The organism is Heyndrickxia oleronia (assembly GCF_017809215.1).
In the GTDB taxonomy this organism is placed as follows: domain Bacteria; phylum Bacillota; class Bacilli; order Bacillales; family Bacillaceae_C; genus Heyndrickxia; species Heyndrickxia oleronia.
The window spans coordinates 3,242,118-3,268,512 of record NZ_CP065424.1 but is presented as its reverse complement, the minus strand read 5'-3'; the positions used below and the strand labels follow the sequence as shown (position 1 = coordinate 3,268,512).

Sequence of the window (26,395 nt, the reverse complement as noted above, 5' to 3'; positions counted from 1 at the left end):
AACAAACAGCTTAGCTGTTTGTTTTTTTCTCTTTGACACCGGAAGGGTACCAAACTAATGGGTTTTGTCCTAGGTCCCTATCCATATCATATGTGACTGTTTGGAAGCCCATTTTTTCCCAAAACTCTTTGGATTTCATTCTTGAATTTGTCTTTATTGGAACATTGAATTCTTTGGCGAATTCAACAAGTGCTTTTCCATAGCCCTTAAATTGATAGTTTGGAAGTACTTCTAATTTCCATAACTCCAAATAATTCTGTGGAGGATCAAAATAAAGATCATATTTGGCACTTCGTTCATAAAGGCTCATACGTGCTACTAATTTGTCTCCATAATATATTCCATAAAAAGGAGAGTCACAATTATCTTCAATAATATTTTCCTGTAAATCCTCAAGCATGGACAACTCTTGAACACCGTATTCCTTAAACATTTTAAATTCTTCAAGTGTCTTGTAATTTACTTTTAATCTCTCAACTTTCATAGCCATGATAATTCCTCCTTTTGCATAAATATCAAATGATTAAAACACATTGCAAAATGATCAAATAAAATAATTAAGAATTGATTCTTATAAAACAAACTAATTAATATAATTATATAACAAAATTGCAAATAATTCTGCACCTTTGTTTAGCTTAAAAAATTTGCAGCTAAAATCAATATATTTTTCAAATTGCATAGAAAACGTTTTCATTTTTTGCAGGAAATATAAAAATTTTGTAGAAATATAACTGATGGGGAGAGAAATTTTTCTTTTTTATATTTGATGGTTAGAGGAAGGAGTTTTTCTTTCCTTTGACCTGATATTATTGAACCAAAATAAATAAATGCAATTTTTACTATGAAACAGTAATAAATCTTATGCATAATCTTTTTGGAAAGGGGGATGAACATGAAGAAAATTTTAATTGCCAATCGTGGCGAAATTGCTTTACGCATTATTAAGACATGTAAACAAATGGGCATCGAAACTGTTGCCGTCTTCTCAGATGCAGATTCTTCTATGCCGTTTGTTAAAGCAGCTGATTATTCCTACCGAATTGGTGAAGCACCGGTAAATAAATCATATTTAAATATGGATGAAATAATAAAAATAGCATTACAGGAAAAAGTAGATGGAATCCATCCAGGCTACGGTTTACTATCTGAAAATAGTCAATTCTCCTCTAAGGTTCAAAAAAGTGGGATTAAATTTATTGGACCTTCTTCTGAAACAATTGAAAAAATGGGGGATAAAATCAATGCGCGCAAATTAATGAAAGAAGCTGGTGTTCCTATAGTACCTGGTAGTGTAAATGGGGTGAAAACACTACAGGAAGCGCAGAAGTTAGCAAAAGATATTGGCTATCCCATTATGTTAAAAGCAAGTGGCGGTGGAGGTGGGATTGGTATGGTTCGCTGCGAAGATGAGCAAGCGCTCAATCAACACTACGAATCTACCAAAAATCGATCAAAAGCATATTTTGGATCAGAAGATGTATTTATTGAAAAATGCATAGATTGTGCAAGACATATTGAAGTACAAATAGTTGGAGATCAATATGGTGACATCATTCATTTATATGAAAGAAATTGTTCTGTACAACGCAGAAATCAAAAGGTAATTGAAGAGGCCCCATCACCGAATTTATCGAAAAGCACACAAAAGGAAATGTATGCAGCTGCATTAAAAGCTGCTAGGGCTGTAAAATATGAAAATGCAGGAACAGTAGAATTTATCGTTGATAACGATGAAAACTTTTACTTTTTAGAAATGAACACTCGATTACAGGTGGAGCATCCAGTAACGGAAATGTTAACAAATATTGATCTTGTAAAATGGCAAATACTCATTGCTCAAGGAGAGAAGCTTCCATTATCTCAAGCAGAAATTGACATGAGAGGACATGCAATTGAATTACGTATCTATGCAGAAGATCCTAAAACTTTTTACCCTTCACCCGGTCTCATTACACAATTGTCATGGGGAGAAGTGGAAGGAGTAAGAATTGATGCAGGATATAGTGAAGGTTTACAGGTTACACCATTTTATGATCCAATGCTAGCCAAATGTATAATATTTGCTGCTGACCGTGATTCTTGTATTCTTAAGGCTAAAGAATTTTTATTGAAAACATCCATAGAAGGAATCAAGACGAACATTCCATATTTAATTCAAGTATTAGACGATCATAATTTTCAAAGTGGTCAATATACTACGGAATTAATTAATAAAATGAGAGCTTAAAATTAGGAATTAGGGAGGAAATGAGGATGAAGGAAATAACTGCTTCAATGGCGGGAACTGTTCTAAATATATTGGTTAATAGTGGGGATAAAGTAGAAAACGGTCAAGTAGTGATTATGCTTGAATCAATGAAAATGGAAATTCCAATCGAATCTATCGATGCGGGAATAGTATCCGCAATAAAAGTAAACATCGGGGATTTTGTTAACGAAGGTGACGTATTAGTTACTATTCAATAATTCAGGATAAGGGGGAGAAGAGATGTCTGTTTCTAATACTGAGGAAACAATTTCACTGAAAAAAGACCGTATAAAAAGGGGCGGTCCCGAGAAATATCATGAAAAATTAGCCATTCAAAATAAATTATTCGTAAGAGAACGACTTAAACTTCTTTTTGATAATGGGGAATATGAAGAGGATGGAATTTTTGCCAATTATAGTGCGGAAAATTTACCTGCAGACGGAGTTGTAACCGCAATTGGTAAGATAGGTGGTCAAACAGTTTGTGTAATGGCAAATGATTCAACGGTTAAAGCAGGGTCTTGGGGAGCACGTACAGTAGAAAAAATCATCCGTATACAAGAAACTGCTGAAAAAATACAAGTCCCACTACTATACTTAGTAGATTCAGCGGGTGCGCGAATCACTGATCAATTAGAAATGTTTCCAAATCGACGTGGTGCAGGTAGAATCTTCTATAATCAAGTTAAACTTTCAGGAGTTATTCCACAAGTATGCTTATTATTTGGACCTTCAGCAGCAGGTGGTGCCTATATTCCTGCTTTTTGTGACATTGTGATTATGGTAGATAAAAATGCATCGATGTACCTTGGATCTCCGAGGATGGCAGAGAAGGTAATTGGAGAAAAAGTATCCTTAGAGGAAATGGGCGGTGCTCGTATGCACTGTTCAGTAAGTGGTTGTGGAGACATGCTAGTTACTAATGAACAGGAAGGAATAGAGGCAGCGAAAAAATATTTAACTTATTTTCCTGCAAACTTTAAAGAGAAATCAAAAGTAGTTGAGGGAATAGAACCAAAGTTTGGGCGAACAGTTGAAGAGATTGTGCCTAAGCATCAAAATGCACCTTTTGATATGTATGAATGTATCGAAGCATTGATTGATGAGAATAGTTTTTTTGAAATAAAGAAACTATTTGCACCGGAGATTATTACAGGTCTTGCTCGAATGGACGGAAAAGTTGTCGGGATCATTGCCAATCAACCAAAAATAAAAGGTGGAGTTTTATTTGTTGATTCCGCCGATAAGGCGGCAAAGTTTATCCAGTTATGTGATGCATTCCATATACCATTGCTATTTTTGGCAGATGTTCCAGGTTTTATGATTGGAACTAAGGTTGAAAGAGCGGGTATTATTAGACATGGAGCTAAATTGATTGCCGCTATGAGTTCTGCGACTGTCCCTAAAATTTCTGTTATAGTGCGAAAGGCATACGGTGCAGGTTTATATGCGATGGCAGGCCCTGCATTTGAGCCGGATTGCTGTATAGCTCTACCGACCGCACAAATAGCTGTAATGGGACCAGAAGCTGCTGTTAATGCGGTTTATTCTAATAAAATTCAAGCAATTGAAGATCCAAAAGAGAGACTATCCTATGTACAAGAAATGCAAAAAGAATATCAACAAACTATAGATATCTATAAATTAGCATCTGAGCTTATTGTTGATGATGTCGTACAACCGAATGAATTGAGGAATGTTCTTATCCAGCGCTTTAACTATTATGAGTCAAAAGAATTAACATTTAGTACAAGAAAACATCCTGTATATCCAGTATAAAAATGAGTTGTTTTTTATAAGGGGCAGCCTGCGCACAAAATAATTATCTAGAATATCATTCTATTTAGCAGATAATTATTTGTGAGGCCTGCCTCTTTTTTTTTAGACTCTTTTTTCAAACATTGTTGCTATTTAAGGAAAGTTTCAGCTAATTTCTATCAGTTGAAAGCAGCTACGTCTTTCATTTCCTTGAGAAAAGAGGTGGAAACTCCATAAGAATGCTGAATCCTTTTTTTGGTGTAAATGACGGCAGTTGGGCTGTTATAAAAGTAACAAATGATAGGAAAACAACCTTTTTTTATATAGACAATCCTTTATTTTTTCCCACTTTTACAACAATTTGATACAATAGTCTTACATATTACATTGATAAACGAGGGATTCTATGAAAATCGGAATAGTAGGTGCAGGCTCAATTGGATTATTATTTGCTGCCTACCTTAGTCAACGCTTTAAAGTCACTATTTTTCCTCGTAGAGAAGAACAGGCAAAATTGATTAATAATAAAGGAATTACTGTCCAATTGAGGCAAAATAACATTAACCAGAACGTTTCTGCAACAGTTAAACGCGAGGAAATGAACAGCCAAGATTTAATGATTATTGCAGTGAAACAATATCAATTAGAAGATCTTCTCCCAACAATTCAACAGATTGAAACAAAGATTCCCCTTTTATTTTTGCAAAATGGAATGATGCATTTGACATTGATTAATAAATTGAAACATCAATCCATTTTTGTTGGGTCAATTGAACATGGAGCGCTAAAATTAAATGAAACGATGGTTATCCATAATGGTGTAGGAATAACCAATATTGCTTCTTATAAAGGTCCGATAAATTCGGTTCAATTTCTTGTTAAAGAAGAGATTCTAAATTTCCCTTTTCGAATGTATGAAAGCCATGAAGATGTTCTTTTGAAAAAGCTTTTAGTCAACGCAATGATCAATCCTTTGACGGCGATCCTACAGGTGAAAAATGGAGAATTAATCAAAAATGAAAACTATCATAAGCTTTTTCGAGAACTATATCAAGAAATCATCCTTTTATTTCCTCATATGAATCAGGATCAGTTATTAATGGACATTATTTCTGTTTGTAAAAATACAGCAGATAATGAGTCTTCCATGCTTAAGGACATTAAAGCTCATAGGACAACCGAAATAGATGCCATTATTGGATACATATTAAATCTTGCGCAAGAAAAAGGAATACCACTGCCGATAACAAATACCTTATATTATATGGTAAAGGGATTAGAGAAAGGAAGGGATCATTGAATGGGTGCTTTTTTGTCTTCATTTATTTCAATTTTTATTATGCTCCCTTTTCTTGGCTATTTCCTTTCATTTATCCTAGTAAAACAATTAACAAGAAATCATCGTAGGGCAGTGTCTATAGCAATTGATATTACTACTCTAATTTTAATCATCTCCGTACACTTTTTAATTAAAGGGATATGGGGCCAATCTTTACTGTGGTTAATTATGTTAATTATCTTGATGATTGGATTAGTATTTGTCGTATTTTACCGATCTGTTCGAGATGAAATAGAGTATTCGCGAGTTTTTAAAGGGTTTTGGAGATTGAATTTTTTATTTTTTACCACAATATATATAATTTTGTTTGTTTATGGAATGACCTCAAGAATATTAGATTCTGTTATGAGCTAAAAAAATTTGAAGGCAAGTTTTTTTATTTTCTAATCTGGTGATGTTATACTCTTTAAGAATGTATGCGTTTATCGTTAATGGTGGGGCCGACATAAGCTCCATACTAGTATTGCGTAAAGAAAGGGAGAATTGACTCTATGGAACTGGAAAATATTTCGATTCCAGCAACAAATCGTTTTGCTTCACTTTATCTAGAACAAGAGGAACCAGTGAATCATTTTTTTCATTATGATATAAAGGAAAAGACTGTCTTTAAAAAAAGGATGGAAGATTTACATAATCGAAATTTTGCAAGGCAAGAACTTGTTAAATGTATTGAACAATATATGGATCGTTTTCCTAAATCTAATGAAATCCAGCAATCCTTGAATAAGTTGCAACAGGATGATTCTTTGGTTGTAATCGGTGGGCAGCAGGCTGGATTATTAACAGGTCCTTTATATACCATTCATAAGATCATTTCTATTATTATTCTAGCTCGAGAACAAGAAGAGAAATTAAAGTGTCCTGTTATTCCTGTTTTCTGGATAGCTGGTGAAGATCACGATTATTTGGAAGTGAATCATGTATATGCTGAAAGTGAAAGATCCATTAAAAAAATCAGTTATGCAGAAGGACCAATTGACAAAAGAATGGTATCAGATCTTGAATTTGACAAAGAGCATATGCAGAAATGGGTAAACAAGGTTTTTGAGCATTTTGGTGAAACGCTAGAAACAAAGAAAATAATGAAATCGATTGACGAAGCCATTAATCATTCTAGAACAATTGTTGATTTTTTTACCTATCTAGTCGTTGATATGTTTAAAAAATATGGCTTATTAGTAATTGATTCAGCAGATAAACAACTTCGTGAATTAGAAAAGCCATTCTTTCGAAACATGATTGAAAACTACGAGAAGATTACTGAACAAGTTCTTAAACAACAAAATATAATTAATGGGTTTGATTTTCCTAATACAATTGACATTAGTGAAAATGCATTAAATCTATTTTATTATGATGGTCATGAAAGACAACTATTAGAATTTAACAAGGCTAAAAATGGATTTGTGGGAAAAAGTGGTGATTGCTTCTTTACAAAGGATGATTTACTCACTTTATTAGAAGAAAAACCTGAAGCATTTAGTAATAATGTGGTGACGAGACCCATAATGCAAGAAAGCCTTTTTCCCACTTTAGCATTTATTGCTGGACCAGGTGAAATTGCCTACTGGGGAGAATTAAAACTTGCATTTGAAAGTCTAAACATACTTATGCCCCCAATTATTCCAAGACTTAATATTACTTTTTTGGAGCGTTCAATAGAATCCGATATCAAACATTTGAATTTATCTGCTGAAAAGATTATACGTAATGGATTAGAAATAGAACGTCAGCAATATTGGAATTCAATTAAAGACCAAACGACTGAAACAATTATCGATGAGACAAGTGTTTTTCTAGAAAAACAATACCAATATTTGAAGGATTCTGCAGATAAAAGTTTATTGCCTATTGTTGAAAAGAATTTGCAATTTCATTTAAAGCAGCTTGAATTTTTGCAAAGAAAAGCAAACCTACTGACCATGCAAAAAAATGATAACTCACTTGAAAGATTAAATCGTATGGAAAGATTATTAAGGCCGAATGGGGCCCCACAAGAGCGACTGTGGAATATTTATTACTTTATGAATAAATATGGTGAAGAATTTCTAAGTCAAATAATGAAATTAAATTATGTATTTGATGGAACACATAAATTGATACGAATATAAACTAGCTTTTATAGCTAGTTTATTTTTTTTCTTTTTTCGCCATTGTTGTTAAAAAATATGGGTAAAAAGACCTGTTTATTCTGACGAAAAATTCATTAATATTACTGTTTTTTTGCAATTACTGCATAGATGTGTCTAAAAATGAAGTTAAAAAATTCTAAAAAAAAGAAGGGATTTTTTGCTAGTGTAGGAAATAGTTAAAAAGAGGTGGTGAAAGGTGGGGGAATGTGGTACATTATTTATAGAAAGTGGGGGCTTGTACTATGTTCATGGGGGAATACCAACATAACATTGATGCAAAGGGACGTTTAATTATCCCTGCAAAGTTTCGTGAACTTCTTGGTGAGACATTTGTTATCACTAGGGGCTTAGATAAATGTTTATTTGGATACCCAATGGACGAGTGGAAGCAAGTAGAAGAAAAGTTAAAAGCCCTCCCCTTAACAAAAAAAGATGCAAGAGCATTTACCCGTTTTTTCTTTTCAGGTGCCTCCGAAAGTGAAATTGACAAACAAGGAAGAATTAATATTCCTTCCCCACTCGTTAGTTATGCACAGTTACAAAAAGAATGCATTGTTTTGGGAGTTTCTAATCGAATTGAGATTTGGAGTAAAGATTTATGGGGAGACTACTTTGAAGAGTCGGAAGAATCATTTACGGAAATAGCGGAAAATATGATTGGCTTTGATATTTAACTTTACTCTATTTACTATTCGTTAGAAAGGTGATTGCAACATGTTTGAACATACAACCGTTTTATTAAGAGAAACAGTCGATGGACTGAATATTAAACCTGATGGTATTTATGTTGACTGTACACTTGGTGGTGCTGGACATAGTGAATACTTGGTTTCACAATTATCATCCGAAGGAAGATTATATGCTTTTGATCAAGATGAAACAGCCATTGCACATGCAAAAGAAAAACTTAAAAAATACGAAAATCAAGTTGTTTTTATAAAAAGTAATTTTCGCTACATAAAGGACGAATTAAATCGACTTGGTGTAGAAAAAGTAGATGGAATTCTTTATGATCTAGGTGTTTCATCTCCACAACTAGATACTCCTGAGAGAGGATTTAGTTATCATCATGATGCACCGTTAGATATGCGCATGGATCTAGAAGGAGATATTTCTGCATATGAAGTTATCAATTCATGGCCATATGAGGATTTAGTTCGAATTTTTTATAAATATGGTGAAGAAAAATTTTCAAAACAAATTGCTAGAAAAATCGAAGCAGCTAGAGAAAAGGAACCAATTAAAACAACTAGTCAATTAGTTGATTTAATTAAAGAGGGAATTCCAGCCCCAGCAAGAAGAAAGGGTGGCCATCCGGCGAAACGTGTGTTTCAAGCAATTCGGATTGCTGTTAATGATGAATTAGGAGTATTCGAGGAATCACTTAAAGATGCGATTGAGTTATTGCATCCACAAGGTCGAATTAGTGTTATCACATTCCATTCATTAGAGGATCGTATTTGCAAAACCATTTTCAAAGAAGCGAGTACAGGTCCAGAATTACCACCTGGATTGCCTATCGTTCCTGATGAGTTTAAACCGAAGTTGAAAATCATTACTAGAAAACCAATTATACCTTCAGAAGAGGAATTAGTCGAAAATAATCGTGCAAGATCAGCAAAACTCAGAATTGCAGAGAAAAATTAACTAAAAATAGTGTTTGAATGGAGGGAGTTCTTTGAGTAACTTAGCAAGAAAACAACAACAAACATATGTACAACCGAAACCAAAAACTGAAACGCAGATAAAACCTGTACATAAGAGAAGGAAAATTACACCTGGAGAAAAACTGATTGCAGGATTATTTATTGCTTTTGTATGTTTTATGTCCATCAAAATTATTTCGACTCAAGCATCGATTTATTTTATTAATAAGGACATTCATGGACTAGAAACCTCCATTCAAAGTAAAAAAAAGGTAAATGATGATTTGAAAATGCAGGTCAGTGATATGAGTACATATGAACGAATCTGGAAGAAAGCGAAAGAATTAGGATTAAAATTAAATGAAAATAATGTTAAGGTTGTTGAAGAGAAATGAAGAGAAGCAAAGTTAGCATGAACATAGGAGCGGCCGTTTTATTTCTGATATTCGGTCTGCTTTTTTTTATCTTAATCATCCGTTTTCTAACTATTCAGGTCACTGGAGAGGTTAATGGCACTAAATTAACTACAGAAGCAGCTAAACAACATTTACGGAAAGATATTATTGAAGCAAAAAGAGGAAATATTTTTGATAGCCATGGAGAGGTTATTGCAGAGGATACTACATCATATCGATTGGTTGCGATTCTTGATAAGAAAATGACGATTGATCCGAAGAAACCAAATCATGTAACCGATCCTCAAAAAACGGCTACAGAATTATCAAAGTATATTGATATGTCAGAAGCCGAAATATATAAAATATTGACTAAAAAAGGTGCAAAACAAGTTGAATTTGGTAAGGCGGGCAGTGATGTACCGCTGAAAACAAAAAATGAAATAGATAAGCTTAAATTGCCCGGTATCCAGTTCATCCGTGAATCTAAACGTTTTTATCCGAATGGTGTATTCGCTTCTCATTTAATTGGCTATGCACAGAAGGATGGGGAGTCGGTCAATACAACTGGAAAAATGGGGATAGAAAAGGTTTATGATCAGGATCTACAAGGGGTAAATGGAAAAATTCAATTTGAAAGTGATTATTGGCGTTATTTACTGCCTGGTTCTAAAAAGAAGGTGACCAAGCCGAAAGATGGTAAGGATATTTATTTAACTCTTGATAAAAAAATCCAGATTTTTTTAGAGGATGCGATGAATAAGGCGGTTGAAAAATACAATCCAGAAAATATTGTTGCTATTGTAGCAGATCCCAAAACTGGGAAAATACTTGGAATGTCACAAAGACCAACCTTTAATTCGATGACAAGAGATGGAATTGAAAAGCAGTGGCAAAATTTAGCTGTTGAATCATCAATTGAACCAGGATCAACAATGAAAATTTTCACATTAGCAACCGCAGTACAAGAGGGTGTATTTAACCCAAATGCATGGTATCAATCAGGACAATATTTTGTTAAAAATGTTCCAAATCCAATTAAAGATCATAACTGGGGAAGAGGCTGGGGACCAATTACTTATTTAGAAGGTGTTCAGCGTTCATCCAATGTAGCATTCGCTAATTTACTTGATTTAATTGGTCAAGATACCTTTAGGAAGTATTTAGATCGTTTTCATTTTGGTCAAAAAACGAATATTGGTTTACCAAATGAGTCAAGCGGAAATATATTATATAATTGGCCAATTGAGAAGTACACGACTACCTTTGGTCAAGGAACTACAGTAACACCTATTCAAATGATACAAGCGGCAACGGCTGTTGCCAATGATGGAAAAATGATGAAGCCTTATGTGATAGACAAAATTGTGGATCCAAATAATGATAAAGTAGAAGAAACAAAACCAGAAGTGGTGGGTACTCCAATTAGCTCAGATACAGCTAAAGAGGTTCGGGATATACTGCGTACTGTCGTTACAAGTGAAAAAGGTACTGGAAGAATTTATAATATTGAAGGTTACTCTGTTACAGGGAAAACGGGTACTGCCCAAATACCAAATTCTAGTGGGGGAGGATATATGACAGGGAAGGATAATTATATTTTTTCTTTCCTTGGAATGGCCCCACAGAATGATCCTGAATTGATTGTGTATGTTGCTGTGAAGAAGCCGCACTTATCAGAAACAGAAACAGGGTCGGAACCAGTAGCAATGATCTTTAATCCTGTCATGAAGAATAGTTTGCAATATTTGAATATCAAACCGGAAAAAATGGCAAAGGTCAAGCAAACAAAAATTCCAGATCTAGCAGGGCAAACAGTAGAGGAAGCGAAAGGATCTTTAGGGAATTTAGGATATGAAGTTGTGACACTTGGAACAGGAACCAAAGTGGTTGATCAATTACCTCGACCGCAAACAGCTGTACTAAAAGGGGAAAAAATTATTCTAAAAACTGATGGAGATCCAACGGTACCAAACATGATCAATTGGTCGAAAAGTGATGTAATGAAAGTAGCTGAATTACTAGAGTTAAAGCTTAATATGGTAGGTTCCGGCTATGTCACTAAGCAAAATATTCAACCTACTTCACCGGTTAAAAAAGGTGATCATTTAGTTGTTAATTTCCAATCTACTGAACAAACAATCAAGCAAAAAAGTAAAGTAGAAAAAAAGAAAGACGAAGACACTCCTCTCGATTAAAAGATTCATAAGGATTTGCTGTTTAATGGGCTGATCCCACTTGTATGGTGGGCTCAGCCCTCTTTTGTTTTTATTATGCCTCTGTTCTATTGGAAACTGTACAAGCATAAGCTTCTAATAATGAGGTTAGTCCCTAAAATATCCAGAATGGGTTTGTAGAGGAGGAACATTTAGGTGAAGCGTGTTTCTAATGTAACAGTAAGAAAACGATTAGTCATCACACTCTTAGTTGGCATAATAATTTTCGGGGTCATTGATATACGATTAGGATATGTGCAATTAGCTCTTGGAAACTGGTTAACAAGTGGTGCAAAGGAATTATGGAGTCGTGAAATCCCTTTTGAGCCTGAAAGAGGAAAAATTGTCGACCGCAATGGGGTAGCGATTGCTACCAATAAAAGTGCACCAACTGTTTTCGTCGTTCCAAGACAGGTTGAAAACCCAGCTGAAACGGCAGAGAAACTAGCAGCTGTATTAGACGCATCAAAAGAAAGTATTTATAAACAAGTTTCAACTATTGTAAATATACAACGTATTAAAGAAGGTAGAAAAATTTCAAATGAAAAAGCAAAAGCTGTACGAGACTTAAAGTTAAAGGGAGTATATATTGGTGAAGATTCGAAGAGGTATTATCCTTTCGATAGTTATTTATCACATGTTCTAGGATTTACGGGAATAGATAATCAAGGACTAATGGGTCTTGAGCTATATTATGATGAGGAATTAAAAGGGGACAAGGGTTCGGTTCAATTTTATTCTGATGCAAAAGGAAGAAGAATGCCAGATATGTCCGATGATTTTAAACAACCTCATGATGGACTAGATTTAAAATTAACGATTGATACAAAGGTACAAACAATTATCGAAAGAGAACTTGATATTGCTGAAACGAAATATAATCCAGATGGCTTAATCGCGATTGCTATGGATCCTAAAACAGGAGAAATATTAGGAATGTCAAGTCGTCCAACCTTTGATCCTGCGAAATTCCAAGATGTATCGCAAGAAGTGTATAACCGTAATCTACCTATATGGAGCACCTATGAACCAGGCTCAACTTTTAAAGTAATTACATTAGCAGCTGCACTGGAAGAAGGGAAAGTAGATCTTGATAAGGATACGTATGTAGATACAGGTAAGATAAAAGTAGCGAATGCGGTGTTAAAATGTTGGAAACGATCGGGACATGGGAAGGAAACTTTTTTAGAAGTAGTAGAAAATTCATGCAACCCTGGATTTGTAGAACTAGGACAACGCCTTGGAAAGGAAGATTTATTTAAATACGTTCGAAATTTTGGCTTTGGCGAAAAAACTGGAATCGACTTGGCAGGTGAATCAAAAGGAATCTTATTTAATATGGATAGAGTTGGACCGGTGGAACAAGCGACAACTGCCTTTGGTCAAGGGGTGTCGGTTACTCCAATCCAACAAGTTGCAGCTGTCGCAGCAGCAGTAAATGGCGGAACTTTATATGAGCCTTTTGTTGCAAAGGAGTTAGTAGACCCCAAAACAGGAAAAGCTGTTATGGAAAAAGAACCAGTTGCGAAACGGAGAGTTATTTCCGAGGAAACATCTAAAGAGGTTAGAAGAGCGTTAGAAAGTGTAGTAGCAAATGGTACCGGAAAAAAGGCATTTGTCGAAGGATACCGAGTTGGCGGAAAAACAGGTACAGCCCAGAAGCCGAAACCGGGTGGAGGATACATGGAAAATAACTATGTACTCTCATTTATTGGGTTTGCACCAGCAGACGATCCACAAATTGTCGTTTATTTTGCCGTAGATAATCCAAAAAATACAGTCCTTTTTGGAGGACAAGTAGCAGCACCAATTGCGGGTACTATTATAGGTGATAGTCTTCGTGCGATGGGAGTTAAACCGAGAAAAAATCAAATGGAAAAAGAAATTACCCCTTACTTAGATACACCTACGATTGAAGTTCCAGATTTAAAAGGATTGACGAAGAATAAATTAATGGAACAACTCGTAAATTTGAAATTAGAAGTAAGTGGTAAAGGAGAAACGGTTATTAAGCAGGATCCTTTGCCTGGTGTTAAAGTGGAGGAAGGTTCTACCATCCGAGTTTATATGAATTAGAAGTTATTGTAAGCTTTATTGCAATGAAGAAGCGGCAAATGGTTGCCGCTTCTTTTATGAAAATGTTTTTACTTAGAAAATCCCTCCAATATCAATCAATATATTATAATCTAATAGCATCCACCGCATTTTTTTAGTAAAATGGGTAGGTACTATTTTTCATTAAAGATATGATAAAGTTAGTATTTCTGTAATTGAAACAGAGGAAGGACTGTAGAAATGAACTTACATACACTATTAAATGTTTTACCCCTCGTAAAACTTCCAAACGAAAATCCAACGATTACCGATATTGTTCAAGATAATCGCAAAGTAACGAAAGGTGCATTGTTTATATGTATTAAAGGCTTAACGGTAGATGGTCATAAATTTGCTCAAGACGCTGAATTACAAGGTGCTGCAGCTATTATTGCTGAACAACCTGTAAATGTTTCGATACCTGTCATTGTAGTAAAAGATACAAAAAGAGCCATGGCGATCTTGGCTGATGCATTTTACAATCAACCAACGAGAAAGCTCCAATTAATTGGGATTACAGGAACAAACGGAAAAACAACAACGAGTCATTTAATTGATCAAATTTTTCGTGATAGCCAGGTAAATACAGGATTAATTGGGACGATGTACATAAAAATTGGTGATGAAGTACATGAAGCTAAAAGAACAACCCCCGATAGCACAATCCTCCAAAAAACATTTAAGAAAATGGTTGATGCGGATGTGAAAACTGCTATAATGGAGGTTTCTTCACATGCACTGGATCAAGGAAGAGTATTTGGTTGTGATTATGATATTGCAGTTTTTACAAATTTAACTCAGGACCATCTGGATTATCACCATACAATGGAGGAATACAGAAGGGCGAAAAGTTTACTATTTTCTCAGCTTGGAAATACCTATGACCATAAAAAGCCAAAATACGCCGTACTTAATATTGATGATAAAGCATCAGAAAAATTTCAAAAAGAAACTGCTGCACATATTATCACTTATGGAATTGATAATGAAGCCGACTTTTTTGCTACAAATATTCATATGAGTGCATCTGGTACTACATTTACTTTACATTCACCTGAAGGAAAGCATAAGGTGAATTTACAGCTGATTGGAAAATTTAGTGTATATAATGTGTTGGCTGCAATTGCGACAGGCTATATTTCCAATATCTCATTAGATCAGATCATCCATACGATTGAGAATGTTAAAGGCGTAGCTGGAAGATTTGAATTAGTCAATGGGGGTCAAGAATTCCCAATCATTGTTGACTACTCCCATACTCCTGATAGTTTAGAAAATGTATTAAAGACGATTCAGCATTTTGCAGAAAAACGGGTATTTGTTGTCGTTGGCTGTGGAGGAGATAGAGATAAAACAAAACGCCCAATAATGGCTCAAATTGCTTGTCAGTACGGAACAGATCCGATTTTCACATCTGATAACCCTAGAAGTGAAGATCCTTTAGATATTCTTCGTGATATGGAATCTGGAGTTCAAGGGCAAAGATATATAACAATTCCTGATCGAAAAGAAGCGATTTACTACGGAGTTAAGAACGCAAAAAAAGGTGATGTGGTTCTTATTGCAGGAAAGGGACATGAAACATATCAAGAAATTGGTGGTCAAATATTGGATTTTGATGATCGTGTAGTAGCTTTAGAAGCAGTAAAGGAGAGATAAGAATGTTATCGTTTAATGACGTATATCATCTATCTACACATACGCGTGGAATCCAACAACCAGATATGAAGTTTGATACTGTGTCAATATTTTCTGATGAGTTACAGGCGAAAGGTTTATTCATCCCAATTCATGATAAAAATTTAGATAAAGCAATAGAAAATGGGGCAATTGCAGCAGTTTGGCTTAATAATGAGTCATTGCCTAATTATACGCCTAACCATTTTCCAGTTATTTTTGTGGATGATCTCGTCAGTGCCTTTCATCAACTATGTGAAGAATATACTAGAAAATTAAAACAAGAAGAGTGTGAAACAATGACTAAATTTATCTTTTATTCTCCTGAACTTCTTAATGCTCAAGCATTTACATATGATATTGCAGTAGAAGAAGAAAAGGATGAATTTGCAAGCTTATTGGAAAACTATATAGAAAGTAAAAGGAGGGGATAAAATGATGGAGCAAGTGATTTTCTTTACCATTTTAATGGGGTTTTTAATTACAGCACTTCTATCCCCAATATTTATCCCCTTTTTAAGAAGATTAAAATTTGGGCAAAGTATTCGTGAGGAGGGGCCAAAGTCACATCAAAAGAAAACGGGTACACCGACTATGGGTGGAATCGTAATTATCTTATCAATCGTTATTACGACATTAGTCATGACATATAAATTTTCTGAGCCATCGGTAAAAACCTATCTTCTCCTATTGGTAACTTTAGGCTTTGGGTTGCTAGGCTTTTTAGATGATTTTATTAAAGTTGTCCTAAAACGTAACTTAGGGTTAACTTCAAAGCAAAAGCTGCTCGGGCAAATTATTATTTCCGTCATATTTTATGTTGTCTTTCGCCAATCCCAATTTTCAACTGAGATTACCATTCCAGGTACTGGTTACTCATTTGATTTAGGTTGGTTTTATTTAGTGTTTATAATCTTTTGGTTAGTCGGATTTTCAAATGCGGTTAATTTAACAGATGGACTGGATGGACTTGTGTCAGGAACTTCAGCAATTGCTTTTGGTGCACTAGCTGTATTAGCCTGGAATCAGTCAAATTATGATGTGGCCGTTTTTTCAGTTGCTGTTGTGGGGGCAGTCCTTGGTTTTCTTGTATTTAATGCTCACCCAGCAAAAGTGTTTATGGGTGATACGGGATCATTAGCACTTGGAGGTGCTATAGCTACTATTGCTATTTTAACAAAGCTAGAGATAATACTTATCATAATTGGTGGAGTATTTGTTATTGAAACATTATCTGTTATTTTACAGGTCATTTCTTTTAAAACAACAGGGAAAAGAATCTTTCGGATGAGTCCATTGCACCATCATTATGAATTAGTTGGATGGTCTGAATGGAGAGTAGTTGTCACTTTTTGGACAGTAGGATTATTATGCGCAATTTTAGCAATTTATATCGAGGTGTGGTTGTAAGTGAAAACAATTAATAACTATCAACATAAAAAAATACTTGTATTGGGATTAGCGAAGAGCGGGGTTAGTGCTGCCTCGCTTTTACATAAATTAGGAGCCTTTGTTACGGTAAATGACTATAAGCCATTAAATGAAAATCCTGAGGCACAGGGGTTATTAGAACAAGGGATTAAAGTAATTTGTGGCTGTCATCCGATTGAATTATTAGATGAGGGTTTCGAATTAATTGTCAAAAATCCTGGTATACCATACACTAATCCATTAGTAGCAGGAGCGATTGAACGTGGAATACCTGTTATCACCGAGGTTGAACTAGCCTATCAGATTTCTGAAGCTGAATTAATCGGAATTACAGGTACAAATGGTAAAACAACGACTACAACCTTGATCTTTGAAATACTACAAGCAAATGAAGGAACCAATCCATTAATTGCTGGAAATATTGGGACCGTCGCATCGGAAGTTGCTGAAACTGCGACAAAAGATAATCAAATGGTGGTAGAGCTCTCGTCATTTCAATTAATGGGGATTCGGTCTTTCCGTCCACATATTGCAATAATAACGAACATCTATGAAGCGCATTTAGATTATCATGGAACAAAGAAAGAATATGCACAGGCAAAAGCAAATATTACTAGAAATCAATTAGAAGACGACTATTTAATTGTTAATGCTGATCAGGAGGAATTATTAGATCTCATTTCATTTACGAAAGCGAAAATCATTCCATTTTCAGCGAAAAAACCATTAGCAGAAGGGTGTTCGATTGCAAATGGTATGATTACTTTTCTAGGAGAAGAAATCATTCTTAGAAGTGATATTGTTCTCCCAGGAGAACATAATTTGGAGAATATTATGGCTGCTATTGCTGCAACCAAGCTAATGGGAGTGCAAAATAAAGCCATTCGAAAAGTATTAACTACTTTTAAAGGGGTTAAGCACCGTACACAATTTGTTGAGGAAATTGCTGGTAGGAAATTTTATAATGATTCAAAGGCGACGAATATTTTAGCTGCGCAAAGTGCGTTAAACGCATTTTCTGAACCTATTATTTTGTTAGCTGGTGGTCTTGATCGAGGCAATGAATTCGATGAGTTAATTCCATCTCTTAAAAATGTGAAAGCGATGATAACATTTGGTCAAACAGCTGAAAAGCTAGAAAAGGTTGCAGAAATAGCTGGAATAGAAATGGTGCATCGTGTCGATAATGTTGAAAAGGCAGTACCTATTGCTTTTGAATTGTCAAAGCCTGGGGATGTTATCTTACTGTCACCTGCTTGTGCAAGTTGGGATCAATATAAAACTTTTGAAGTTCGCGGTGATATTTTTATCGATGCCGTGCATAAGTTAAAATAAGAGCAAAAAAGAAGAACGTATTGGCCGTTGTAGATTCCTTTACGTTTAACATCTTGAGAATGAACACCTAGCTCAAATATTTCACTCTCGAGGTGTTGACTTTGCCAGTAAAAAAATCAAATCCTGATATCATGTTAATTATCGTCACATTATTATTATTAACAGTTGGACTTATAATGGTTTATAGTGCTAGTGCAATATGGGCAAACTATAAATTTGATGATTCCCTCTTTTTTGCAAAACGTCAGTTATTATTTGCTGGAGTGGGTGTCCTAGCTATGTTTTTCATAATGAATGTCGATTATTGGACATGGCGTTCATGGGCTAAAACGATCTTAATTATATGCTTTGTTCTGCTAGTTTTAGTTCTTATACCTGGGATAGGAATGGAGCGAAATGGTTCAAGAAGTTGGATCGGAGTTGGGGCTTTTTCAATCCAACCTTCTGAATTTATTAAGTTAGCAATGATAGCCTTTTTAGCAAAGTTTTTATCGGAGCAGCAAAAGTATATTACGACCGTAAAAAAAGGACTAGTTCCCTCACTTTCCCTTGTTTTCCTTGCATTTGGAATGATTATGCTGCAACCAGATTTAGGAACTGGAACGGTTATGTTAGGAACTTGTGTCATTATGATTTTTATAGCGGGAGCAAGAATTTTGCATTTTGCAATACTTGGTTTAATAGGTGTTGCTGGGTTTGTTGCATTAATTCTCTCTGCACCATATCGAATGGCCCGTATCACATCATTTTTAGATCCATGGCAAGATCCACAAGGTGCAGGATTTCAAATTATTCAATCACTGTTTGCAATCGGACCTGGAGGTTTATTTGGACTTGGTTTAGGGGAAAGCCGCCAGAAGTTCTTTTATCTCCCGGAACCGCAAACAGATTTTATTTTCGCGATTTTAGCTGAAGAACTAGGCTTTATCGGAGGAACATTTGTCTTACTATTATTTGCTCTATTACTTTGGCGCGGCATTCGGATCGCTCTTGGGGCTCCAGATCTTTATGGTAGTTTTTTAGCTGTTGGTATTATTTCCATGGTTGCTATTCAGGTAATGATTAATATTGGCGTAGTAACTGGTTTAATGCCAGTAACGGGGATTACTTTACCATTTTTAAGTTATGGAGGATCTTCACTTACACTTATGCTAATGGCTATAGGTGTCCTTCTTAATATTAGTCGCTATTCAAGAATTTAATTTGTTTAAGTGCCAGAAGGAAGAGTGGGAGCAAAGAAAAGTTGGACTAACCTAACTTTGGCAAGTACAGAAATTAATATTATTCTATTTATCGAGAGAAGAAACCCTATTCAAGGGTTTTTTTACATTTGTTCTACAGTAGTATTACAATCATATAAATATTCTTTTACTGGGCAAGAAAACTGGTTTAGAATATAGTATGATAGGAAAGTCATATTACAATTAAAAAACTGTGTTAATATTTTTGAGGTGAAAAAATGAAAATCGTTGTAAGCGGTGGTGGTACGGGAGGACATATCTATCCTGCACTTGCTTTAATAAGAACTATACAAGCGAAACATCCGAATACTGAATTTTTATATATAGGTACAGAAAAAGGGCTAGAATCTAAATTAGTTACCAGAGAAAATATTCCCTTTCAATCGATTCAGATTACAGGTATAAAAAGATCCATATCTTTAGAAAATATAAAAACATTCATTCGTTTCTTTAAAGGTGTTAAAGATTGTAAAAGATTATTAAAATCTTTTAAACCTGATGTAGTTATAGGAACAGGTGGTTATGTTTGTGGTCCTGTTGTATACGCAGCAGCAAAGCAAAAAATTCCAACCATTATTCATGAACAAAACAGTATTCCTGGCTTAACAAATAAGTTTTTAAGTAGATATGTAAATAAAGTGGCGACTTGTTTTGATTCTGCAGGTGAGTTTTTCCCAAAGGAAAAAGTAGTCTTAACAGGTAACCCACGCGCTTCTGAAGTAATTGGTGAGCAAAATAAAGACATTCTTCAATCGTTAGGCTTAAGTGCCAACAAGAAAACGGTACTAATAGTTGGCGGGAGTAGAGGGGCAAGGCCGATAAATGAAGCAGTAATAAAATCATTAGCTGAATTTGCAGAAAAACCATACCAAATCGTATATGTGACTGGTGAAGTCCATTTCAATGAAGTTGAAAAGGAAGTTTCATTAGTAGGAAAGCCAGAAAATATTGTTGTAGCTCCTTTCATACATAATATGCCAGACCTCTTAAGAGGGGTTGATTTAGTAATTTCCCGTGCGGGTGCAACCACTTTAGCTGAAATTACTGCACTTGGACTGCCAAGTATATTAATACCTAGTCCATATGTAACCAATAACCATCAAGAAAAAAACGCCAGTGCACTAACAGAAAAAGGTGCAGCTACAATGCTTCTTGAAAATAATTTAACCGGGCCGCAATTAATTAAATCGATCGATGAAATTTTACTTAATGATGAGAAAATAATGAAAATGAAAAAAGCAGCAAAAGGTATGGGCATACCGGATGCATCTGATCGGTTATTTAAAGTCATGCAGGATGTGATTGAATATTAATCTCTCTAGCAATGATCTTATAAGAAATTGAAGGACGGTTGATCCGTTCTTCATTTTTTGAATGAATGAAAAATGAAAGGAGGGACACCTATGTCAGAAAGAAAAATTGTATCTTTAGAAGATCGGATTCCAAAGTTGAAAGAGCAAAGGAAAAGGAAGGCCAATCGCAGGTTAATATTTTTAATCTCAATTTTTTTTCTATTAATCCTCTTTGTTGTTTATTTCCAATCTCCTCTAAGTCATGTTAAAAATATCAAAGTAGCAGGTAACCAACTAGTTGATACAGAAACAGTAATAAAAAAGATGGGGATCTCAAATAAAACAAATATTTGGAGCATCAATAAAGAAAAAACGACTTCTAAATTATTAACTATTCCCGAAGTAAAAAAAGCAACGGTTAAGATAAATTTTCCAAATAATGTGGTGGTGCAAATTAAGGAACACACTGCTGTAGCGAACATATCTGATGGTACAAAACTTTTAACTGTACTTGAAAGCGGAAATATAGTTAATCAAAAAGGCAATTCTCAAAGTAATATTCCGATTTTAACCAACTTTAAACAAGGGAAAATTCTCAAAGCAATGGTAGAGCAAATTCAACAGTTACCTAAAGAGATTATCAATTCAATTTCAGAGATTAACTATTCTCCTAAAAAAACCGATATATATCATATAACCTTATATATGAATGATGGTTTCGAGGTTTCGGCAACGATTCGAACGTTAGCAAGTAAAATTATCTACTACCCATCTATTGTTAGCCAACTTGATCCGAATGTAAAAGGGGTCATTGATTTAGAAGTTGGTTCAACCTTCAAACCTTTTAAAACGGAGGTGAAGGAGGAAGATGGCCAAAAGAATAATGAAAACCAAGAAAATGAAAGGTAAATATGTCATACTTGCATTTGTCAGTCTCGTATTAGGCTTTATGCTTGCTTTTTCATACAACACAGTAAATAAAGATGAAAAGACTAAAAATCATTTTTCAGATCCACAGTTTGTTAGGGAAAATGAATTACGTAATCAATTACTTAAGCAACAAAAGGAAAATCGTCAATTACAAAAGGAATTGTATGAAAAGCAAAATAAGGTTCGTTCCATAGAAAAAGATTTATCGAAAGAAGAGACAGTTTTTTATAATCTTGCTGAAGACGCTGAAAAATATCGGATGTTTTTAGGAAAGGTAAAAGTCCAGGGAAAAGGTTTAATCGTCACCCTAAAGGATGGAGATTATGATCCGAAAGAGGAAAATGTAAATAATTACATTGTACATGACCGTCATGTTTTTAAAGTAATTAATGAACTATATATTGCAGGGGCTACTGCGATTGCTGTTAATGGACAAAGAATTAACCATAGTTCGTACATTATTTGTACTGGACCTGTTATTACAGTAGATGGTATACCATTTCCTGAGCCCTTTACGATTACAGCCCTTGGAGACCCTGGTATTCTAGAATCTGCCTTATCCATTACTGGTGGTGTAAAAGACCAATTAGTAAACGATAATATAATTTTTACGATGGAAAAAAAGAATCAAATACAAATAGAGCCTATTCTTGGCGAATCCTAAGAAAAGAAAAGGTGAAAAGGAGTGGGCACGAAGTTTAAGCTGAGTATGACCGTCATTTCGATTATCATTGGTTTTATGCTAGCAATTCAATTTCAGACGATCAAAAAGCCTAAAGTTAGAGACACACGTGATATGTGGGAGCTTAGGGAGGATTTATTAAAGGAGCAGGATCTACAATCTAAATTACTAAAAGAAATTTCCTCAAATGAGGAACGAATTGAAAAATATGAGGCAAAAGTAAAGGATAGTAAAGAGCAGGCATTAAAAGAAACATTAGATGAACTAAAAAAAGAGGCAGGACAAACCGAAGTAAATGGTCCTGGTATAGTTATTAAGATTGATGTCTTAAAAGAGGCTTTATTGTTGGGAGAAAAGGTAAAGGATGTCTCTCCAGTTCTTTTAAAACGCCTTGTTAATGATCTGAATATGTACGGGGCAAAACAGATTTCCATTGATGGTGAAAGGGTTATAAATACCACGGTAATTCGTGATATTAATGGTGATACAAAGATTAATGGACATTCCATTAATCAATACCCACTTGAGGTAAGAGTAATTGCAGAAAATAGTGAATCAGCAGATAAACTTTATAACCGTATTCAGGTTTCACCTGTTATTGATGAATTTTTTGTTGATAATTTACAGGTAAAGATAGGAAAACCAGAGGAATCAATTAGTATACCGGCTTATGATGAAAGCATTAGAATCCGTTATATGAAGCCCGTTAAATAATGGATTATGTCGCATGGATTGTTCAATTATAGAAATTCTTTAGGAGATTTTTGTATTCATACGCTTGATTGATTGAAGATTATATTAGAAAAATATTTTTGAATCATGATAGTAGCCTAATTGTAAAAAAGGAGAGGTTGGAAATGTGGCTACCAGTTTTTGGTCTAATAATAGGGATTATTTTAGGATTATTAACAGATATCCGTATCCCTGAAGAATATGCCAACTATCTCTCCATAGCTGTCCTAGCGGCATTAGACACATTATTTGGGGGGATTCGAGCCTATCTTCAAAACATCTACGAAACGATGGTTTTTGTTTCAGGTTTCTTTTTTAATATAATTCTTGCTGCAAGTTTAGCTTTTCTAGGAGTTCATCTTGGTGTAGACTTATATTTAGCTGCAATATTTGCCTTTGGAGTAAGACTGTTTCAAAATATTGCAGTTATTCGAAGAATATTACTTGCTAAATGGACGACTAAAAAAGGAAATATGAAAAAAAGTTAAACTTTTTAAAGGGAATTCTTCTCATATGTCGAATTATTTTATATTATATATTCAAAAGATAATGTTTGATAACTAATGATTAAAATAAAAAAATGAATGTGGCAAAGAAATTTAGCAAAGGGAGGTGCCATGGTATGAACAACAATGAAATATATGTAAGTCTTGACATCGGTACATCCAGCGTTAAAGTGATTATTGGTGAGATGGTAAACGACTCACTGAATATCATTGGTGTTGGGAATGTAAAGTCCGAAGGAATTAGAAAAGGTTCTATTGTTGATATAGATGAGACAGTTAAATCTATTCGAAAAGCAGTTGAGCAAGCAGAAAGAATGATAGGCATGAATATCAATCATGTCATCGTTGGAATAGCAGGAAACCATGTGATGCTTCAAAGCTGTCATGGGGTAGTAGCTGTTTCTAGTGAAAATCGAGAAATAACTGATGAAGATGTGGCAAGAGTCATGGATGCGGCACAAGTCATTTCGATTCCACCTGAACGAGAAATTATTAATGTAATCCCTAGACAATTTATTGTAGATGGGTTAGATGAAATAAATGATCCACGTGGAATGATAGGGGTTCGCTTGGAAATGGAAGGCACCATTGTCACAGGATCAAAAACTATATTACATAACACATTACGTTGTGTTGAAAGGGCAGGTTTAGAAATAACTGAAATTGTCCTTCAACCATTGGCAGCAGGGGCAGTCGCTTTATCTAAAGATGAGAAAAACCTTGGCACTGTTTTAATCGATATTGGGGGAGGTTCTACCACTCTAGCTGTTTTTGAAAATGGCTTTATAAAAAGCACTAATGTACTTCCGATAGGCGGAGAACATATAACAAAGGACCTATCGATTGTACTTAGAACTTCAACGGAAGATGCTGAACGAATTAAGGTAAAAAATGGACATGCCTTTAGTGAAGATGCAGAAGCTGATGAAGTATTTAGTGTCCCAATTATAGGTAGCGATCAACATCAGCAATTTAATCAATTAGAAATATCTGATATTATAGAAGCTAGATTAGAAGAAGTTTTTGACTTTGTTTTAGAAGAGTTGAAACGCATGGGAATGGTAGATCTCCCTGGTGGAATAGTATTAACCGGTGGAAGTGTCAATCTACCAGGTGTTATGGAATTAGCTGCCTCGGTATTTCAAAACCGTGTAAGAATAGCAATACCTGATTATATTGGTGTAAGAGAACCTCAATATACTACTGCGGTTGGATTGATCCAATATGCTTATAAGAATGCTAGATTGCAAGGGCGAAATGTCAGTGCAGCACCTGCTCATTTTGAACATGTCGAAAAAAAGTCAGCTAAAAAGCCGCAACCAAAGCAAAAAACGGAAAAACAACCAGAAGAGAAAATTTCGACAAGAATGAAAAAATTCTTTGGCTACTTTTTTGAGTAAAGCTTTTTCTAACAAATTAAATAGTTTGAACACAGGTTAAGTTAATAATTAAAAAATGATATAAAATAATCAAATTGATATTTCGGATGTAGCCGTTTAAGAAAAAGAATATCTTGTTGAAATATGGACGAATTAGGAGGATCTGTCATGCTGGAATTCGATACAAATTTAGATTCATTAGCAACGATAAAAGTAATAGGCGTAGGCGGTGGCGGTAATAATGCTGTAAACCGTATGATCGAACATGATGTTCAAGGTGTTGAATTTATTGCTGTTAATACTGATGCGCAAGCTTTAAATCTATCAAAAGCTGAAATTAAAATGCAAATTGGTGCAAAATTAACGAGAGGATTAGGTGCAGGGGCTAATCCTGAAGTGGGAAAAAAGGCTGCTGAAGAAAGCAAGGAACAAATTGAAGAAGCTTTAAGAGGAGCAGATATGGTCTTTGTTACTGCTGGTATGGGCGGCGGTACAGGAACTGGTGCGGCACCTGTCATTGCACAAATAGCTAGAGATTTAGGTGCTTTAACTGTCGGTGTTGTTACAAGACCATTTTCTTTTGAAGGTAGAAAACGTGCAACACAAGCTGCAGGCGGTATTGCTTCAATGAAGGAAGCAGTAGATACCCTTATCGTTATTCCTAATGATCGATTATTAGAGATTGTTGATAAGAGTACTCCAATGCTTGAAGCATTCCGTGAAGCAGATAATGTACTTCGTCAAGGGGTTCAAGGTATTTCAGATTTAATCGCAACTCCAGGATTAATTAATCTTGACTTTGCTGATGTTAAAACGATAATGACCAATAAGGGTTCTGCACTTATGGGTATTGGTGTGGCAACAGGTGAAAATCGTGCTGCAGAAGCAGCGAAAAAGGCAATTTCTTCTCCACTTCTTGAAAAATCAATTGATGGGGCACAAGGTGTGTTAATGAATATTACTGGTGGAGTAAATCTAAGTCTTTACGAAGTTCAAGAGGCAGCCGATATTGTTGCTTCTGCTTCTGATCAGGAAGTAAATATGATTTTTGGATCAGTAATCAATGAAGATCTAAAAGATGAAATTGTTGTAACAGTGATTGCAACAGGATTTACAGAAGAAATTGGACAGCAAAAACCTGTAAGTAGACCATCCTTCGGTGTTGGACAGCAAAAGCAACCTGTTAATCCAACGGTTAAACGTGAACGTGAACCAAAGCGTGAAGAAGTACAGGAACCTATTCGACAAGTACATCAACAAGTGGAGGATACTTTAGATATCCCTACATTTTTAAGAAATAGAAATCGTAGAAATCAATAGAAAGAAAGAATTGTCTAATAAGGGTTAACTCCCTTACCA

Annotated in this window: 24 protein-coding genes; 23 read left to right on the top strand and 1 reads right to left on the bottom strand. The window is 34.9% G+C overall.

Going from position 1 to position 26,395, the window contains the following annotated elements:
* Positions 1 to 10: 10 nt before the first annotated feature.
* Positions 11 to 490, bottom strand: coding sequence for an N-acetyltransferase (locus tag I5818_RS16330; RefSeq protein ID WP_058002742.1), 480 nt, complete (start codon positions 488 to 490; stop codon positions 11 to 13).
* 405 nt (positions 491 to 895) lie between these two features.
* On the opposite strand from I5818_RS16330, the gene I5818_RS16325 reads away from it, so the two are divergent.
* From I5818_RS16325 to ftsZ, 23 genes are all read left to right on the top strand, one after another.
* Complete coding sequence (locus I5818_RS16325; protein ID WP_078110213.1) at positions 896 to 2,230, top strand: acetyl-CoA carboxylase biotin carboxylase subunit; 1,335 nt, start codon at positions 896 to 898, stop codon at positions 2,228 to 2,230.
* Between the two features lie 26 nt (positions 2,231 to 2,256).
* Positions 2,257 to 2,469, top strand: coding sequence for an acetyl-CoA carboxylase biotin carboxyl carrier protein subunit (locus I5818_RS16320; protein ID WP_058002545.1), 213 nt, complete (start codon positions 2,257 to 2,259; stop codon positions 2,467 to 2,469).
* Between the two features lie 22 nt (positions 2,470 to 2,491).
* Positions 2,492 to 4,030 (top strand): acyl-CoA carboxylase subunit beta, encoded by a 1,539-nt coding sequence (locus I5818_RS16315; RefSeq protein ID WP_078110214.1) that lies wholly within the window; start codon positions 2,492 to 2,494, stop codon positions 4,028 to 4,030.
* Positions 4,031 to 4,415: 385 nt separating this feature from the next.
* Positions 4,416 to 5,309, top strand: coding sequence for a 2-dehydropantoate 2-reductase (locus I5818_RS16310; protein ID WP_078110215.1), 894 nt, complete (start codon positions 4,416 to 4,418; stop codon positions 5,307 to 5,309).
* Positions 5,310 to 5,702, top strand: a complete 393-nt coding sequence (locus I5818_RS16305; RefSeq protein WP_058002548.1) for a DUF3397 domain-containing protein — start codon at positions 5,310 to 5,312, stop codon at positions 5,700 to 5,702.
* Positions 5,703 to 5,839: 137 nt separating this feature from the next.
* Complete coding sequence (gene bshC, locus I5818_RS16300) at positions 5,840 to 7,459, top strand: bacillithiol biosynthesis cysteine-adding enzyme BshC (protein WP_058002549.1); 1,620 nt, start codon at positions 5,840 to 5,842, stop codon at positions 7,457 to 7,459.
* A gap of 263 nt (positions 7,460 to 7,722) precedes the next feature.
* Positions 7,723 to 8,154, top strand: coding sequence for a division/cell wall cluster transcriptional repressor MraZ (gene mraZ / locus I5818_RS16295; protein ID WP_058002550.1), 432 nt, complete (start codon positions 7,723 to 7,725; stop codon positions 8,152 to 8,154).
* Positions 8,155 to 8,194: 40 nt separating this feature from the next.
* Positions 8,195 to 9,127, top strand: a complete 933-nt coding sequence (rsmH, locus tag I5818_RS16290) for a 16S rRNA (cytosine(1402)-N(4))-methyltransferase RsmH (protein WP_078110216.1) — start codon at positions 8,195 to 8,197, stop codon at positions 9,125 to 9,127.
* Positions 9,128 to 9,158: 31 nt separating this feature from the next.
* On the top strand, positions 9,159 to 9,521 hold the full coding sequence (gene ftsL, locus I5818_RS16285) for a cell division protein FtsL (RefSeq protein ID WP_058002552.1): 363 nt from the start codon (positions 9,159 to 9,161) through the stop codon (positions 9,519 to 9,521).
* Complete coding sequence (locus I5818_RS16280) at positions 9,518 to 11,719, top strand: penicillin-binding protein (RefSeq protein ID WP_058002553.1); 2,202 nt, start codon at positions 9,518 to 9,520, stop codon at positions 11,717 to 11,719. Before ftsL ends, I5818_RS16280 begins: the two co-directional genes overlap by 4 nt.
* Before the next feature lie 174 nt (positions 11,720 to 11,893).
* Positions 11,894 to 13,813, top strand: coding sequence for a stage V sporulation protein D (locus I5818_RS16275; RefSeq protein ID WP_071976626.1), 1,920 nt, complete (start codon positions 11,894 to 11,896; stop codon positions 13,811 to 13,813).
* A gap of 219 nt (positions 13,814 to 14,032) precedes the next feature.
* Complete coding sequence (locus I5818_RS16270; RefSeq protein ID WP_071976627.1) at positions 14,033 to 15,490, top strand: UDP-N-acetylmuramoyl-L-alanyl-D-glutamate--2,6-diaminopimelate ligase; 1,458 nt, start codon at positions 14,033 to 14,035, stop codon at positions 15,488 to 15,490.
* A gap of 2 nt (positions 15,491 to 15,492) precedes the next feature.
* Positions 15,493 to 15,942, top strand: coding sequence for a hypothetical protein (locus tag I5818_RS16265; protein WP_058002556.1), 450 nt, complete (start codon positions 15,493 to 15,495; stop codon positions 15,940 to 15,942).
* 1 nt (position 15,943) lies between these two features.
* Positions 15,944 to 16,918: a phospho-N-acetylmuramoyl-pentapeptide-transferase gene (mraY, locus tag I5818_RS16260; protein ID WP_058002557.1), complete on the top strand. Its 975-nt coding sequence runs from the start codon at positions 15,944 to 15,946 to the stop codon at positions 16,916 to 16,918.
* On the top strand, positions 16,919 to 18,274 hold the full coding sequence (gene murD / locus I5818_RS16255) for a UDP-N-acetylmuramoyl-L-alanine--D-glutamate ligase (RefSeq protein ID WP_078109736.1): 1,356 nt from the start codon (positions 16,919 to 16,921) through the stop codon (positions 18,272 to 18,274).
* Between the two features lie 131 nt (positions 18,275 to 18,405).
* The gene (gene spoVE / locus I5818_RS16250; RefSeq protein ID WP_390883611.1) at positions 18,406 to 19,476 is read left to right on the top strand and encodes a stage V sporulation protein E; all 1,071 of its coding nucleotides are present in this window, start codon (positions 18,406 to 18,408) and stop codon (positions 19,474 to 19,476) included.
* 257 nt (positions 19,477 to 19,733) lie between these two features.
* On the top strand, positions 19,734 to 20,828 hold the full coding sequence (murG, locus tag I5818_RS16245) for an undecaprenyldiphospho-muramoylpentapeptide beta-N-acetylglucosaminyltransferase (RefSeq protein WP_078109735.1): 1,095 nt from the start codon (positions 19,734 to 19,736) through the stop codon (positions 20,826 to 20,828).
* A gap of 90 nt (positions 20,829 to 20,918) precedes the next feature.
* Positions 20,919 to 21,716, top strand: coding sequence for a cell division protein FtsQ/DivIB (locus I5818_RS16240; RefSeq protein WP_078109734.1), 798 nt, complete (start codon positions 20,919 to 20,921; stop codon positions 21,714 to 21,716).
* A complete protein-coding gene (locus tag I5818_RS16235) occupies positions 21,676 to 22,401 on the top strand; it encodes a DUF881 domain-containing protein (protein WP_235813243.1) in 726 nt (241 codons plus the stop codon). The genes I5818_RS16240 and I5818_RS16235 overlap by 41 nt, the downstream gene beginning before the upstream one ends.
* A 21-nt stretch (positions 22,402 to 22,422) precedes the next feature.
* Positions 22,423 to 23,133 (top strand): DUF881 domain-containing protein, encoded by a 711-nt coding sequence (locus tag I5818_RS16230; protein WP_078109733.1) that lies wholly within the window; start codon positions 22,423 to 22,425, stop codon positions 23,131 to 23,133.
* Between the two features lie 143 nt (positions 23,134 to 23,276).
* A complete protein-coding gene (locus tag I5818_RS16225; RefSeq protein ID WP_078109732.1) occupies positions 23,277 to 23,639 on the top strand; it encodes a small basic family protein in 363 nt (120 codons plus the stop codon).
* Between the two features lie 134 nt (positions 23,640 to 23,773).
* Complete coding sequence (ftsA, locus tag I5818_RS16220; RefSeq protein ID WP_078109731.1) at positions 23,774 to 25,057, top strand: cell division protein FtsA; 1,284 nt, start codon at positions 23,774 to 23,776, stop codon at positions 25,055 to 25,057.
* Positions 25,058 to 25,204: 147 nt separating this feature from the next.
* The gene (ftsZ, locus tag I5818_RS16215) at positions 25,205 to 26,356 is read left to right on the top strand and encodes a cell division protein FtsZ (RefSeq protein WP_071976631.1); all 1,152 of its coding nucleotides are present in this window, start codon (positions 25,205 to 25,207) and stop codon (positions 26,354 to 26,356) included.
* Positions 26,357 to 26,395: the final 39 nt, after the last annotated feature.

Bases quoted from the DNA above. Each gene is read 5' to 3' on its own strand.
- I5818_RS16320 (WP_058002545.1), top strand. From the start codon at position 2,257: ATGAAGGAAATAACTGCTTCAATGGCGGGAACTGTTCTAAATATATTG.
- spoVE (WP_390883611.1), top strand. From the start codon at position 18,406: ATGTTAATTATCGTCACATTATTATTATTAACAGTTGGACTTATAATG.
- I5818_RS16235 (WP_235813243.1), top strand. From the start codon at position 21,676: ATGGCCAAAAGAATAATGAAAACCAAGAAAATGAAAGGTAAATATGTC.
- I5818_RS16330 (WP_058002742.1), bottom strand. From the start codon at position 490: ATGGCTATGAAAGTTGAGAGATTAAAAGTAAATTACAAGACACTTGAA.
- I5818_RS16280 (WP_058002553.1), top strand. From the start codon at position 9,518: ATGAAGAGAAGCAAAGTTAGCATGAACATAGGAGCGGCCGTTTTATTT.
- I5818_RS16305 (WP_058002548.1), top strand. From the start codon at position 5,310: ATGGGTGCTTTTTTGTCTTCATTTATTTCAATTTTTATTATGCTCCCT.
- I5818_RS16325 (WP_078110213.1), top strand. From the start codon at position 896: ATGAAGAAAATTTTAATTGCCAATCGTGGCGAAATTGCTTTACGCATT.
- mraZ (WP_058002550.1), top strand. From the start codon at position 7,723: ATGTTCATGGGGGAATACCAACATAACATTGATGCAAAGGGACGTTTA.
- I5818_RS16315 (WP_078110214.1), top strand. From the start codon at position 2,492: ATGTCTGTTTCTAATACTGAGGAAACAATTTCACTGAAAAAAGACCGT.
- ftsA (WP_078109731.1), top strand. From the start codon at position 23,774: ATGAACAACAATGAAATATATGTAAGTCTTGACATCGGTACATCCAGC.
- murG (WP_078109735.1), top strand. From the start codon at position 19,734: ATGAAAATCGTTGTAAGCGGTGGTGGTACGGGAGGACATATCTATCCT.
- ftsZ (WP_071976631.1), top strand. From the start codon at position 25,205: ATGCTGGAATTCGATACAAATTTAGATTCATTAGCAACGATAAAAGTA.
- mraY (WP_058002557.1), top strand. From the start codon at position 15,944: ATGATGGAGCAAGTGATTTTCTTTACCATTTTAATGGGGTTTTTAATT.
- I5818_RS16310 (WP_078110215.1), top strand. From the start codon at position 4,416: ATGAAAATCGGAATAGTAGGTGCAGGCTCAATTGGATTATTATTTGCT.
- I5818_RS16240 (WP_078109734.1), top strand. From the start codon at position 20,919: ATGTCAGAAAGAAAAATTGTATCTTTAGAAGATCGGATTCCAAAGTTG.
- I5818_RS16225 (WP_078109732.1), top strand. From the start codon at position 23,277: ATGTGGCTACCAGTTTTTGGTCTAATAATAGGGATTATTTTAGGATTA.
- bshC (WP_058002549.1), top strand. From the start codon at position 5,840: ATGGAACTGGAAAATATTTCGATTCCAGCAACAAATCGTTTTGCTTCA.
- rsmH (WP_078110216.1), top strand. From the start codon at position 8,195: ATGTTTGAACATACAACCGTTTTATTAAGAGAAACAGTCGATGGACTG.
- I5818_RS16265 (WP_058002556.1), top strand. From the start codon at position 15,493: ATGTTATCGTTTAATGACGTATATCATCTATCTACACATACGCGTGGA.
- I5818_RS16270 (WP_071976627.1), top strand. From the start codon at position 14,033: ATGAACTTACATACACTATTAAATGTTTTACCCCTCGTAAAACTTCCA.